Below are 13,404 nucleotides of genomic sequence, written 5' to 3'. Positions count from 1 at the left end.
ATCAGCTAAAAGCAGAAACAAGCTTTAATAAAGGCATGCCCGCAAAACAGAAAAAAGCTATGCGCAGTACAGGTTACCTTGAAAAGGTATTGAAATCATAGGCTTTTTTCATGCTCTTGCCCTGGTGGAAATACGCGGATAACACTAATTCTGAAAGTGAGATCAAATTTGGTAAAATACTGTGGCAAAAATTCACCTAATCAACTTTACTTTGTTTCGATGATCGTAAGTTGAATGTATGTAAATATTATAAGTTATAGGGTTACAAAAAATTAATTTATCATGTTGTTATTGTTTCTTATTTTAGTGTAATAAAATTTTGAATTTTGATTTATGATTGCGTATAGTAACGTTGTTATTTAGTAGTCAATTTTAATTGGATTTAAAGTTACTATTACCTGCATTATTTTAATACATATAAGTTAAAGGATTAACTATCGATCATGAATTATCTTTTTATATTTTTAACAATTATCACTTCATTTACAACTATGGCTCAAGAAAACCCAAAGGTTTACCATAGCTTTGACTCTGAATTTTCTGCTACTTTGACAGTTGTTCCAGCTGAGGATGAAAATACTTACTATGTAAATTACAATGGCTTTGAACATCATTATGATGGTAATACCTTACTTTATAAAAAATTCAAGAATGACATTGGTGATGGTTATTATTTAAAATTGCTTGGAATGCCGGATGTTAATTTTAAAAATGAAGGTCATAAAACTGTTCGTTCAGGAACATTAGTTTCTTATTCAAGTGTATATCTCGATAATGATACAGTTACAAAAGTTATTTATTCCGGCTTGGCAGATATTGTAAAAGTTAATAAAGTCAAAGAGCAATATCAAGTAAGGCAATTAAATGTTGTTAGTAAAATTGCTGCCAAAAAACTTATTGAAAAATCAGTTAGTTCATTTTCTACAACATGTGAAACGAATATTGAAATCGATATAGATTGGCGACAGTTTGAATCTCAAAAACTAAAAACTAGTCCTGCTAAATTATCGGCTTATATGAATGCATTAGAAAATATTTGTACCATCGACCACGATTATTTGGAGGCTGTACAAGGGATAGAAAAAATTCAGCTTATTCCATCTGTTGTAGCAGATAAGCATCAAGCAAAAATGTCAAACAGTGTGCTGATTATTGAAATTGGTGATGATGTTACTAATTTGCCAGAAACCAGTTATAAACTAATTTACGATATATTTTAATCACTACAAGGAAAGAAAATGAAACATAAAATTTTAGCGGGTATTATTATTACGTTATTTAGTACAGCTTCATATGCATCTATTAAAGACAAAAAGGCTATTAGAGCAGCTGATGCTAGTATTTCAGCAGAGGTTGATAAAGTTAAAGCGGCTTGTGGTAATGCTTCACTAGATGTAAAAGTCGATTGGGAAGATTATAAAAAAATGATCGCCGCGAATAAAGATAAATTAGCTAAAGATAATTATCAAAGCCAGTGGGTTATTGCTCATTCAGGCCAAAGAACTGTTGCAACACTTGAGGCTCTTTCTGCAATTTGTAAAGATGATGTGGATTATAAAGAAGAGATTGCTAAGTTAACTAAAATAAATGTTACAGCTAAAGATGACTTTTCAGACTCTGCAAGTGAGTTCTCATTAGCAGATAACGCTTTAACTGTTGAGACTGGACATAAAATGTCTCGTAATGCTTCTGATTTTGCTAAGAAAATTAAAGCACTTTATTAATTTATAAATTACAGTAATGATTTATGTTAATGTTACACATAGATCATTACTAACCTTATTTTTACCTGTTTAAACACTATAAAACCTCATTGCTTACATTGCCTTATTCTGTTCTAAAAGAGACAATAAACCCACTGTTTTATGCCTTCCCAGTGTATCGTTTTTGATAAATCATTTACGTTATAGTTAACTGCAGAGCACCTAATTTCTTCTCTATTTCTTGGATAATCGGCTTCATTAAACAAAACTCCTTCATACGCTTGTTGTGTTATCTCAAGCAATTGAGCGTCTTCTATTTGCGACAGTAGCTCTTTATGGTTCGCTTTCACTGCAAGTAAGTAATTGGCTTCTTTACTAACTATTTTTTCTGCAATTGGTTTTTGACATCCATTGTATCAATCGTTACTAAGCACTTTTTATCTCTAGTAATACAAGGCGTTTCGGTAACGATGTTATTTCATTCTATTTTTATCAACAGGGGGTTTTGCCAAAATGACGCTACTTTCTCATGCAAATGCGCTAACTATATAAAGCACATCACATCTATCTGATTGATTACTGTTAATTTAAAATCGAAAAATTCTTATGTTTTAGCGCTTATAATTTGTTGCTCTGTGTATTTAGCTGCAAATTGTATGAGGTTTTAGATTAATCATTTACTAATAGCACTGCACCACTTTGGGTATCGCCTAAGTAATCGTCTTTATTGTAAATCGGGCACTTTGTCATTGACAGGCAACCGCAGCCGATGCAGCCGTCGACTCTGTCGCGTAGGCGCTGCATAAAAGCAATACGTTCATCAAGTTGTGCTTGCCAGTTTTTTGATAATGTTGACCAATCTTCTTTAGTGGGGGTACGTTTATCAGGTAAAGTGGCGAGGGTTTGTTTGATTTCTTCAAGAGTAATGCCCATTGCTTGCGCTGCTTTGATGACCGCCACACGGCGCAGTACATCAGGCTTATAACGGCGTTGGTTGCCGTTGTTCCGCCAGCTGCGGATCAAGCCTTTGGTTTCGTAAAAGTGTAGTGCGGAGACTTTTACGCCGCTGCGTTTAGCTACAAAGCCCACAGTTAAATTAGCTTCAACAAGTTTTTTTTGTTGATCGGTCATAGTTTCTTCTTTTTTATTAAAAATCAATTTTTAAGGTTGACCTCAATCTTACTTGAGGTTTTATGCTCTTTGCAACCATAAAAAAGGAGAAATAAAATGCAAGAAAAATCAATGCATAACACCGCTATTATTTATTCAAGTGGCCGTAAAAACGGTAATACTACGGCGCAAGTTAATGCCTATAGTAAGCAACAAAGCGGCATTGTTTTTTGCTTAGATGATTATGTTATTTCACCTTATCGCTACGATAAGCAGTATCACAATGATGATTTTTATAATTTGTTTGAAGTGTTACTTCGCTACGAACATTGGGTGTTCGCATCGCCTGTGTACTGGTATAACACCACGCCACAAATGAAAGCATTTATGGATAGGATCACAGATTACATGGATGACGAGGCGTTAAAACCGAAGCTTAGAACTTTACGTCAAAAACAGTTTTCACTATTGTCTAATGCCTCATCTCCCTCTGCGCCAGACGCATTTATAGACATGTTTAAACAAACCTTTAATTATTTAGGAATGACTTTTAAAGCTCATTCACATGTACAGGCTGGTTAAATACGGGTAGGCTAAACTAAAAAGGATGATTTATGAAAACTTCACTTTTAGGCTTTGGCCTTCTTGCAACTAGCTTAACAACGATCGCTGCTGAGCCAACTCCTGTTATCAATGACTTTGGTTATTTTTACAATGTACCAGCTCATGTATCAGACTTAAGCCAAGCGCAGTTTAAAATTGCCTTTGATGTAGGAGATGGCGCTGAAAAAGGCGCGCAAAATAATCATATTAATTCGTTAGCGCGCTTTATCAATATGCATGTTGCCCATGGGGTAAAGCCGGAAAACATCCAGCTAGCTCTCGTTGTACACGGTAGCGCGAGTGTTGATGTGCTGGAAAACAGCGTTTATAAAAGCCGCTTTGATGTTGATAATAAAACCGAATCTTTAATTAAACAGCTGCTTGCTAATAACACGCAGGTATATGTGTGCGGGCAGTCGGCAATGCATATGAAGGTAGCAGCAGAGCAGCTTATCCCTGGAGTGAAAATGGCGCTTTCTGCAATGACCGCTCACGCCCAGTTACAGCAACAAGGCTACACGCTGAATCCATTTTAAATGAATATTTTGTGTTTTGGCGACTCTAATACCTTTGGTATTTCTCCTGTTGATGGGAAACGGCTGAGCGAAACTGAACGCTGGCCTACTTTATTAAAGCAGCTGTTGGGCACAGGCTTTGAAGTGATTGAAGCCGGGGAGCCTAATCGTACTTTAGTCAATAATCCCCCGTTTATGGGCGACAAATCGGGCATTAAGTATTTAAAACCGTATTTGGAAGCACATACTGTTGATGTTGTTATTATTCAACTCGGTACTAATGATTTAAAAGCGCGCTTTGACTTAACACCAGAGCAAATTTCGCGGGGCTTAAATCAGTTACTGCTTGAGATAGATAACTTTTATAGTAATACCACTTTACCAAAACGTATTATTATTAGCCCGCCTAAAGTTTATGAAGTTAATCAATATCAACGTATTTATGCTGGTGCTGAAATTAAATCACAACAGTTAGCACAACACTTTGCTGACGTTACAAAATTGCATCGATGTAATTTTTTAGATGCTTATTCGCAAGTAAATCCATGTTCTGATGAAGGGATTCACTTAGCACCAGCTACACATAGCTTACTTGCTGAGCACTTAGTTAGCTTATTGACACAATGAGAAGGTTTTGCTCATCAACTATAGAGAGTATATCGTGATTATTAAACAACCCGCTTTGTATTTTAATATTACTTAAAGCCGCGTATAATGCGCGGCTTATTTTTAGTGTCTGTATGGTGTTTTTTGAAGTCGATATTCAAACAATATGGTGTGGTATTTATCTTGTTAAGCTTATTAACGGGCTTAATAGGCGCATTTGTTAATCCACTAATGAGTTTGTTTATTGTTGAAGGCTTACAAAGTCCACCTATATATTTGGGTGTGTACACTACAGGTGTCACTTTGATGGGCATTCTTTTTAGCCAATGGTTAGGTGGATTGGCCGATAAGGGCGTGAGCGCTAAAAAGATGTTTATGATTGCGGTCTCTGGCATGGGGATGGCGTTAATCATATTCGCTAACGCAACGTCTTTTTGGCAGGTATTTGCTGCCGGAGTACTCTTGCTTTCAATGGGCAATGCCGCGATACCGCAAGTTATGACTATTGCTCGCCAGTGGGCTGATGAGCAAGATCATATTGATATCACCCAGTTTAATACTCGCCTTAGAGCGGCAATTTCATTTGCATGGGTCGCAGGCCCGCCGCTTGGCTATTTACTTGCATCAGGAGTTGCCTTTAGTCGCTCATTTTATACCGCAGCTACGTTTGCGTTGTTGGCATTAATTTTTGCAATGAAGTTTTTGCCCAGTGTTAATGCTAACGACAGAGCTAAGAAAGCTGAGCCAAATCAGCCGATCAATCAATCATTTTGGGCCTTAGGGGCTGCTATAACCTTTGGTTCAATTGGCAATATTATGTACGCCAGTGCCTTACCGCTTTATACAATAAATGAACTGGGCTTTGCTAATAATATACCTGGAATATTTATGGGCATGGTGGCATTAATCGAGATCCCTGTGATGTTGTATAGCGCAAAGCTCAGTAAACGCATCACTAAAACAGGCTTGTTAGGTTTTGCTTTTAGTTGCGCTATTTTGTTCTATATTGGCGTATTTTTTGCCGATCAAGTATGGCAATTCTTTGTACTGCAAGGTGTAAATGCTATTTTTTATGGGATCTTTGCGGGTATCGGCCTGACTATTTTACAAGAGCAGCTACCATCACGAATTGGTTTTACCTCTGCTTTTTATGGCAATGCCATTAAAGTAGGGGTCATGCTTGGCACTGCCAGTACCGGTTTAATTGCACAGTGGTTTAGTTTTCGTTTTGCCACGCTAGGCTCGCTTATTGCGGCAAGCATTGCTATGACTTTTTTAATAATATTTAGTTATTTAAAGCGCCAAGAGAGCGAGTCGCAAGAGCAGCTTTTTGTTCAAAACGTGATTTAAAAAAGCCGCAGTGTATTAACCACCACGGCTTTGGGTATTGATCCAGAGAGATGAGGGTTAGAATTCGTAGCTTACGCTTAAGCGTGTTGTACGAGGCATAATGTAACGGCCATTGGGGGCGTCAGCATTACGTGGGTCGCCTTCGGTAATACCTTGCTCGTTGGTTAAGTTATCAATTGCTAATTGCAGTTTGATCCCTTCCATTGGCTCAAGGATAAAACCTAAGTCAACTTTTTCGTAGCCATCAAGTGTCACGGTGTTTTCATTATTACCAAAGCGGTCATCCACTGCTGACAAAGTACCATAGAGTGTGGCGTACATGCCGTCTACTTCAAAGTCATAGCTTGGTGTTACACGTACTTGCCATTTAGGTTGGCGCTGTGCTTCTTTGCCTTTATTTTTTGGACTTTTCGTGATTTCTGTTTGTTGTAATGTAGTATTTAAATTAACAGAAAAGCCAGATTCATGATTAAAGTTGTAATCAAGTTCAACACCATACGCTTCGTTGGTTAAGATTTCAGCGGGCACGTCTGGGCGACTTACAAAGGTATCGCCTTTGACTTCGTTGGTAAATAAAGTGGCAAAAAAGTCAGTGCTTTGAGTGATCAGTTTATAGCCAAGTTCAGCTTGAGTGACTTCTTTAATGAGTTTCTCGCCGTCTTGGTGGTATGCGACGTAGTTATCTCTAAAATCATCGAAGTATGGCATTTTATAACCACGGTTAACACGAGCAAATACGCCCATGTCATCATTAATTGAATAGTTTAAACCGGTTGTCCATGAGGTTTTACTCTCATCGTAATCAACGGTTTTATTGATAATACCGTCAAGGCCTTCATCAACACTGTACTGTACATCATGGCTTTCATAACGTAGTCCACCGTCAAGAGTGAGATCTTGGCTTAGCTTGTACTGTGCCGTGGTATAAAAAGCATTAGTGCGTGCATCACCTGATGAATTAATGTCGTAGTTAAAGTCACAGCCTTCGGCGCTTTCATTACAAGTAATATCATTGAGCATTTCACCACCCGCTTCAAGAACATGATAGGCCGTATTGCCTAAGCTCCACCAGTCGTTGGCAGAGGTGCTTGCAGTGTAATAGCCGACAGCAACAGAGAGGTCTTCAAATTGCTTTGAAAATGCTAAATCATTAGTAAATGAACTAATTTCTTTGAGTACCACCCAACGACCCACTTGTTGTACGGGTGTATCACTGTCATAAGCTGTGCCTGTCGCGGCGCCTGTTGCAGACTGACCATTATCAGCCACTTCACCTAGTGTTGTTGCGGAGCCTGCGGGCACTAAACCAAGTGTATTAGCATCGCCTTTGGTGATATTAAAGCGGTCTGAAAAACTCCAGCCATTGTCAAATTCAAGTTTAATACTACCGCCAGATACATGGCCATTCCAACCGCGGCCATCGCCAATATCAACTTGGTGCGCGTCATTATTTGGCCCGGTATAAATGGTCGCTTGGCGGTTTAGTGTGCCAAGTTGGGTATATTCAGCATCAATGCCATTAACATTGAGTGGTGTTGGTAAGTACCATGCGCCATGATCGTCTGTTTGGCGAGTGTAGAAATTCATTTCACCGTTTTCGAGTTCTTTGGTGATATTAACCGTAAACTGGCTGCCTTTCTCAGAGGTAAAGCCTGCATCACGAATACCTGGTGAGCTTTTTACATAGCCGCCTACCATAAAATATAGGTCGTCGCTGATTTCGCCACTTAAAACAGCATCAACACGTTGCAAATCGTAATCAGAGGTGGTGTATTTAAATAAGCCTTGAGTATCTTCGCTGCCACGCTTTAAACGAAAGTTGGTTGTTAAGCCCGGTTGGCCGTTAGAAACCACTGGGTTTGGACCACCACGTAATGCTTCCATGGTTTCAATGGTTTCGTCGATTCTAAATAATGATGAGTTTTCTAAAAACGATAATGTTGGTGCTGGGTAAATAGGAGAGCCTTCAAGGCTTAGGGTTAAAAATGGCGCATCACCACCACCAGGAAAACCACGAACAAATACATTAGCGCCAGATTCACCACCCGAGCTTTCAACCCACACACCGGGAACTGCTTTAAATAAGTCCGCAGTACTTTTTGGTGATAGTTTAATTATTTGCTCAGCATCAATATTTGTCACAGCATAGCTGGCATCAATTTTACGAACGCCCATACCTGCAGGTGTGCCAGAAACCACAATGCGTTCAACTTTTTTATCTGTGGTTGTTTGCGCGCTTGTTGCTGGTTGATCTGCAAGCACGGTTTGACTGGATAGCGCTAAAATAATAGCGCAAGCAAGTTTGCTTGGTGTGTGTGTTGTTGTCATGTTGGTATTCCCATTTTTTGTTCGTTATTTAAAAAACTATAAATAACAAAGCACTAACTAATTTAATGAAATGTTAATGCTGTGTTCTTTTAAACCTTAGAACTTTATGCAAACGTTTGCAATTATTTTTTTAACTTTCTGTATTATTTTTATACACGGTTATGTTTATGACTAAATTTAGGCCTTGGCGCAGCCTAATTTTAATAATGATGGTATATTGCAACTTCACGATTTAAGGAAGGCTTCGTACTTAGCAATGAATAACAAACAACTAAAGTTAGCGGATCTAGCCAAGCTTGCTGGAGTATCAACCTCGACTGTTTCTCGTGCGTTAAATGATAACCCATTGATAAAAAAAGAAACTAGAGATAAATTAAAGCAGTTAGCAAAGCAACATAACTTCAGTTTAAATACGGCTGCGAGCCGCCTTCGCTCACAAAAAACCAATGTTGTAGCAGTGATCATAAATTTCGACAGTGGCACTGAGCAATCAATTAACGACCCTTTTTTGCTTAAGGTAGTCGGAGAGATAAACCTCGCGTTGAATAAACAAGGGCTAGAACTTCTACTCTCAAACTCATTTATGGCCGGTGATGACTGGGCTAATTACTTTATCAATAGCCGTCGGGCTGATGGCATTATTGTGGTTGGGCAAGGCAAAGATCCGGCAAACATTGAAGCCGCCGCTAATGCAGGCGTGCCCTTAGTTGTTTGGGGTGACCCAAAAACTCCCAGTAATTATCCCATTGTAGGCAGTGATAACTTTGTTGGGGGTCGTCTTGCGACTGAACACTTATTAGCAGGTGGCGCTAAAAATATTGTATTTTTGGGAGACCCAGGACATGCTGAAATTGGCGAACGTTACCGTGGCTATTTAGCGGCTCTAAATACGGCTAACGCTATAGCACACGTAGTGTCTATCGATATTACTAGTAGCGCAGCATACCACGGGATCAACCAATTACTAGTCGCGAAAGGTTTATGTTTCGACGGCATTATGGCGTGCAGCGATATGGTGGCACTAGGCGCTATGAAAGCGTTAAAAGAGCGCTATATCAGTATTCCTAACGATGTTACGTTAGTTGGTTTTGATGATATTGCCATGGCAGATGTGAGTCACCCATCACTTTCGAGCATTAAACAAAACACTCAGCGAGCCTCAGTATTACTGGTTGAAAAATTATTAGCGCAGTTACAAGGCCAGTCAGCTGAATCGCAAGTTGTTGAAATAGAATTAATTAATCGTCAATCTAGCAAAGGATAAACTGTAGGGTGAGTTAACTCAATTTAGAAATAAAATGCAAACGTTTGCATTTTATTTTGCGCTACACTATGCTAAAAGAAATCAACATCAGGTTAACGTGTATGAACCCAATAAGAATAACCATAGCGTTGGCGTGTAGCTATTTCGTGTTCGCTATTTTACTCAATAGTGTTGGCACCGTAATTTTACAAGCCATCAATAGTTTTGACATAACAAAAACGCAAGCTTCTATTTTAGAAGGCTATAAAGACCTTACCATAGCAATAGTTTCTTTTATTGTTGCATCATTTATTCCACGACTTGGCTATAAACTGGCCATGCTTGTAGCGTTGGGGTTGGTTGCCTTAATGTGCTTGTTAATGCCCTCAATTGCACAGTTTTATGCGTTCAAAGTATTGTTTGCTGTGATCGGTTGCAGTTTCGCGATTATGAAAGTATCCGTTTACTCGGTTATTGGCCAAGTCACTGATAACGCCAATCAGCACTCAGCATTGCTTAACACCATTGAAGGTATTTTTATGCTTGGGGTGTTATCTGGCTATTGGGTGTTCTCATGGTTTATTGATAGTAGTAATGCGCAAAATACAGCATGGTTGAACGTGTATTATTTGCTGGCTTTGTTAGCGGGTATGGCTTTTATTACAGTGCTTATAGCGCCAATAAAAGCACCTCAAAAAGCAACGTTACGTACCAGTCAATTAGCAGCTTTTATTGACATGCTAACACTCACTTATAAACCTCTAGTGGTTATATTTATTATCAGTGCATTTTTATATGTGTTGATTGAGCAAGGGGTAGGGACTTGGTTACCTACTTTTAATAATCAAGTACTTAAGCTGCCAGTTGATATTAGTATTCAATTGGCCAGTGTGTTTGCCGCAGCACTGGCGCTAGGTAGACTAGTGGCGGGGCAGATATTACGCGTTATTGGCTGGTATAGTTTGTTGTTAAGTTGCTTGGTTGCTATGGCCGTGCTGGTGCTACTAGTTTTACCGCTGACTCATGAAATTGATGGCAGCCAAGTAACGAGTGTATTTGATGTGCCTTTTGCAGCATACATGCTGCCGCTCATTGGCTTTTTTATGGCTCCTCTTTACCCATTACTTAACTCTGTGATGCTCAGTGCGTTAGCCGCTCACCAGCAGGCAGCTATGACCGGACTTATCGTGGTTTTTTCAGCATTAGGCGGCACCACTGGTTCAGTAATTACCGGCTTCATCTTTGATAAATTTAGTGGCCAACATGCCTTTTATCTTACCTTGATCCCAATTAGCTTGTTGTTGATCAGTGTAACTTTATTTAAAAAAATGACAGTAAACTTAGGCGCAGTGCCAGAAAAAGGAACGATATGAACTTTGTAAATAGCCAATTATTTTTAGATGTGCAACTGGCGGCTATATTTAGTGACAGTAAAACTTTTGCTGATGCGATTGCTAATGATAGTTGGCAGTTAGCATGCGACCTTTACTTACGCGTTAAACCACTTACTACACCACAGTTAACAGAATTTGTAGCACAGCATTTTACGTTTGAATCAACACAGCTCCCAACTCAGCAAAGCAACAGCGATAGTGTGCAAAGCTATATTGCTAATTTATGGCCGTATTTGCATCGCAATGCAGACACAGCTAAAGCCAGCTCTTTATTACCCCTTAAACACAGCTACATAGTACCGGGTGGGCGCTTTCAAGAAATATATTATTGGGATAGTTATTTTACTGCGTTAGGTTTGCAAGATATTGGCGATATAGACAGTATCGAAGCCATGCTTGCTAATTTTATTGATCTGCAAAATCGTAATGGTTGTATTCCCAATGGTAACCGCAGTTACTATAGTTCTCGCTCGCAGCCTCCTATTCTAGCGCTGATGGTTGATTTAATTTGGCAAGCAAAATACTGTAAAAATAGTGACTTTGCATGGTTAACTGATTGCGTTGTTGCCCTTGAGCAAGAATATACATTTTGGATGCAGGGGGCAGAGCTACTGAGTGAGCAAATATCAAGCCATAAGCGTGTAGTAAAAATGGCAAATGGTGCATTACTTAACCGTTATTGGGATGATCAAGCAACACCACGGCCAGAATCACTGCGTGAAGATTTGCATGATGCCTCATTACTTCCTGAACAGCAAAGAGCTAATTACTATAGAAATATTAGAGCTGCGTGCGAGTCTGGTTGGGATTTTAGTAGTCGCTGGCTGGGTAATAATAAGCTTACCAGTATTCAAACCACAGATATCATTCCTGTGGACCTCAATAGTTTACTTTATTACCTTGAAAAACAGCTGGGTCATTATTTTGCGGTATTAAACAATACAAATAAGCAACAGTATTTTGAGCAACAAGCAGCTCAAAGACGTGCGGCAATTAATCAGTATTTATTCAGTACTGATATGGGGTTTTTTGTTGATTTTAATTATCAAAGCCAGCAACAATCTACAGTGCTGTCGCTTGCCGCCACCGTCCCATTATTTGTCAATTGTGCCAGCGAAGAGCAGGCGGTGTTGGTTAAAAATAAGCTTATGAGTGACTTTTTAAAACCAGGCGGATTAGTAACAACCCTCAATGAGACTTCCCAGCAATGGGATAGCCCTAATGGTTGGGCACCACTGCAGTGGTTTGCTGTACACGGATTTCACCAGTATGGCTTTGTTGCAGATGCAAACATCATAATGAGCAATTGGTTACAGATGATAGAAAACAGTTTTAAAACCGACCACTGTCTACTCGAAAAATACAATGTTTATGAGCCTGAAAATAGAGCTGGAGGTGGCGAGTACAAAGTGCAGCAAGGCTTTGGTTGGACCAATGGAGTTACTTCTCGATTTTATCATTTAATAAAGTAACAAATTAGTAACAAAGGGTTGATTTAAATAGGTTTTATAGTTAAAAGGGTTGACTTTTAAACTACTTGGCAGTCAAGTATCTAGACGTCTAGAATTTTTATTCTCTTTATAAATCAATAGATTTGAGTGAAATAGGTTGAACATTGGAGTTGTTTTAGGTATTGTGAACGAAATGTTTCAAGGACGAGATGCAATGATTCAACCAACCTCCGTATTTATCAAAACCGTATTTAAAATGCCAGTTCGTTCACAGTGTTATCCATACTTAATTAAAACGCTAGATGCATTTTTTAGTAAAGTAAAAATGGACGACAGTCTCCCCCATAATGACAACCGTAATGAGTTTGATCTTTTCTTAATTGATAGCAGCGGCTGCAATTGGCAAAATTTAATACCAGCAGACTTATTAGCCTTAGCCAAAGTGAAACCTGTAATTGTGTTTAATGCGCATTCTGACGCTATTTGTGAAAAAAACTTATTACTTAATAACTTTAAGGGAGTTTTTTATAACAATGATCTTCCTGAAGACGTATTTACCGGATTAATGCGGATCATTAATGATGAACTTTGGTTCAGTCGCAAGATTATTTCTTCTACATTTAATGAAGTGCTCGCCATGGTAAGTCGTTTTGAGCCACATTCTAACTACGATGCTGATAGTGAACATGAAGCACTAGCAAATCTAACCAAACGTGAAAAGTCAGTGATCCATTTACTCGCACAAGGGGCGAATAATCATAGTATCGCAGAGCGGTTAAATATCAGTGATCACACCGTAAAAACACACCTTTATAGCGCATTTAAAAAAACCAATTCACGAAATCGTATTGAGTTATCTAATTGGGCACAGCGCTATATGGCGGTACGGTTGCCGTTGCATGACTAACAGATCAACCATTATATACGCCCAATTATAATCAGTAGGCTGGACCATTAGTAACTGCATATTTTGTGATATTGTTTCAGGTAAAGCACCTTATCATCCTGTTTGGGAAGATGATGAGCCTTGGCACTTTTGACTCTGCGCTAGAGGGAGTGGGGCGAACAGGTATGTTTTTGAAATTTATCATCTCACGATTG

The 13,404-nt window shown here is 38.9% G+C and carries 12 protein-coding genes and 1 pseudogene; 10 read left to right on the top strand and 3 right to left on the bottom strand.

Annotated features, from left to right (window positions below; genetic code table 11):
• Positions 1 to 443: 443 nt before the first annotated feature.
• Both H5186_RS11665 and H5186_RS11660 read left to right on the top strand, forming a co-directional pair.
• Positions 444 to 1,220, top strand: coding sequence for a hypothetical protein (locus H5186_RS11665; RefSeq protein ID WP_182717644.1), 777 nt, complete (start codon positions 444 to 446; stop codon positions 1,218 to 1,220).
• A gap of 18 nt (positions 1,221 to 1,238) precedes the next feature.
• Complete coding sequence (locus tag H5186_RS11660) at positions 1,239 to 1,724, top strand: hypothetical protein (protein WP_182717643.1); 486 nt, start codon at positions 1,239 to 1,241, stop codon at positions 1,722 to 1,724.
• 313 nt (positions 1,725 to 2,037) lie between these two features.
• On the opposite strand, the pseudogene H5186_RS23370 reads toward H5186_RS11660, so the two are convergent.
• A pseudogene (locus H5186_RS23370) lies at positions 2,038 to 2,186 on the bottom strand (ISAs1 family transposase); the annotation flags it as partial.
• A gap of 186 nt (positions 2,187 to 2,372) precedes the next feature.
• Positions 2,373 to 2,834: a redox-sensitive transcriptional activator SoxR gene (gene soxR / locus H5186_RS11655; protein WP_182717642.1), complete on the bottom strand. Its 462-nt coding sequence runs from the start codon at positions 2,832 to 2,834 to the stop codon at positions 2,373 to 2,375.
• 96 nt (positions 2,835 to 2,930) lie between these two features.
• On the opposite strand from soxR, the gene H5186_RS11650 reads away from it, so the two are divergent.
• The 4 genes from H5186_RS11650 (at position 2,931) to H5186_RS11635 (ending at position 5,887) form a co-directional block, all read left to right on the top strand.
• The gene (locus tag H5186_RS11650) at positions 2,931 to 3,395 is read left to right on the top strand and encodes a flavodoxin family protein (protein ID WP_182717641.1); all 465 of its coding nucleotides are present in this window, start codon (positions 2,931 to 2,933) and stop codon (positions 3,393 to 3,395) included.
• A gap of 32 nt (positions 3,396 to 3,427) precedes the next feature.
• The gene (locus H5186_RS11645; protein ID WP_182794483.1) at positions 3,428 to 3,952 is read left to right on the top strand and encodes a DsrE family protein; all 525 of its coding nucleotides are present in this window, start codon (positions 3,428 to 3,430) and stop codon (positions 3,950 to 3,952) included.
• Entirely contained in the window at positions 3,953 to 4,558 is a 606-nt protein-coding gene (locus H5186_RS11640) for a GDSL-type esterase/lipase family protein (protein ID WP_182794482.1), read from the top strand.
• A 123-nt stretch (positions 4,559 to 4,681) separates the two neighbouring features.
• On the top strand, positions 4,682 to 5,887 hold the full coding sequence (locus tag H5186_RS11635) for a sugar efflux transporter (RefSeq protein ID WP_220491224.1): 1,206 nt from the start codon (positions 4,682 to 4,684) through the stop codon (positions 5,885 to 5,887).
• A 57-nt stretch (positions 5,888 to 5,944) separates the two neighbouring features.
• Here the strand turns inward: H5186_RS11635 and H5186_RS11630 are convergent, their stop codons facing one another.
• On the bottom strand, positions 5,945 to 8,215 hold the full coding sequence (locus tag H5186_RS11630; RefSeq protein WP_182767330.1) for a TonB-dependent receptor: 2,271 nt from the start codon (positions 8,213 to 8,215) through the stop codon (positions 5,945 to 5,947).
• 256 nt (positions 8,216 to 8,471) lie between these two features.
• Between H5186_RS11630 and H5186_RS11625 the strand changes: the two genes are divergently transcribed.
• The 4 genes from H5186_RS11625 to H5186_RS11610 all read left to right on the top strand — a co-directional run bounded on the left by H5186_RS11625 (position 8,472) and on the right by H5186_RS11610 (position 13,210).
• Positions 8,472 to 9,479, top strand: coding sequence for a LacI family DNA-binding transcriptional regulator (locus H5186_RS11625; RefSeq protein ID WP_182717638.1), 1,008 nt, complete (start codon positions 8,472 to 8,474; stop codon positions 9,477 to 9,479).
• Positions 9,480 to 9,580: 101 nt separating this feature from the next.
• Positions 9,581 to 10,831: a sugar MFS transporter gene (locus tag H5186_RS11620; RefSeq protein WP_182794481.1), complete on the top strand. Its 1,251-nt coding sequence runs from the start codon at positions 9,581 to 9,583 to the stop codon at positions 10,829 to 10,831.
• Positions 10,828 to 12,324 (top strand): trehalase family glycosidase, encoded by a 1,497-nt coding sequence (locus H5186_RS11615; protein WP_182794480.1) that lies wholly within the window; start codon positions 10,828 to 10,830, stop codon positions 12,322 to 12,324. Before H5186_RS11620 ends, H5186_RS11615 begins: the two co-directional genes overlap by 4 nt.
• A 193-nt stretch (positions 12,325 to 12,517) precedes the next feature.
• On the top strand, positions 12,518 to 13,210 hold the full coding sequence (locus tag H5186_RS11610; RefSeq protein ID WP_182717650.1) for a response regulator transcription factor: 693 nt from the start codon (positions 12,518 to 12,520) through the stop codon (positions 13,208 to 13,210).
• The last annotated feature ends 194 nt before the right edge of the window (positions 13,211 to 13,404 follow it).

This window comes from Pseudoalteromonas sp. SG41-2 (genome assembly GCF_014164535.1).
GTDB lineage: Bacteria > Pseudomonadota > Gammaproteobacteria > Enterobacterales > Alteromonadaceae > Pseudoalteromonas > Pseudoalteromonas rhizosphaerae.
This window is presented reverse-complemented; position numbering and strand designations above follow the sequence as displayed.

Coding starts and splice junctions, on each gene's coding strand:
- H5186_RS11665 (WP_182717644.1), top strand. CDS start 444: ATGAATTATCTTTTTATATTTTTAACAATTATCACTTCATTTACAACT.
- H5186_RS11660 (WP_182717643.1), top strand. CDS start 1,239: ATGAAACATAAAATTTTAGCGGGTATTATTATTACGTTATTTAGTACA.
- soxR (WP_182717642.1), bottom strand. CDS start 2,834: ATGACCGATCAACAAAAAAAACTTGTTGAAGCTAATTTAACTGTGGGC.
- H5186_RS11650 (WP_182717641.1), top strand. CDS start 2,931: ATGCAAGAAAAATCAATGCATAACACCGCTATTATTTATTCAAGTGGC.
- H5186_RS11645 (WP_182794483.1), top strand. CDS start 3,428: ATGAAAACTTCACTTTTAGGCTTTGGCCTTCTTGCAACTAGCTTAACA.
- H5186_RS11640 (WP_182794482.1), top strand. CDS start 3,953: ATGAATATTTTGTGTTTTGGCGACTCTAATACCTTTGGTATTTCTCCT.
- H5186_RS11630 (WP_182767330.1), bottom strand. CDS start 8,215: ATGACAACAACACACACACCAAGCAAACTTGCTTGCGCTATTATTTTA.
- H5186_RS11625 (WP_182717638.1), top strand. CDS start 8,472: ATGAATAACAAACAACTAAAGTTAGCGGATCTAGCCAAGCTTGCTGGA.
- H5186_RS11620 (WP_182794481.1), top strand. CDS start 9,581: ATGAACCCAATAAGAATAACCATAGCGTTGGCGTGTAGCTATTTCGTG.
- H5186_RS11615 (WP_182794480.1), top strand. CDS start 10,828: ATGAACTTTGTAAATAGCCAATTATTTTTAGATGTGCAACTGGCGGCT.
- H5186_RS11610 (WP_182717650.1), top strand. CDS start 12,518: ATGATTCAACCAACCTCCGTATTTATCAAAACCGTATTTAAAATGCCA.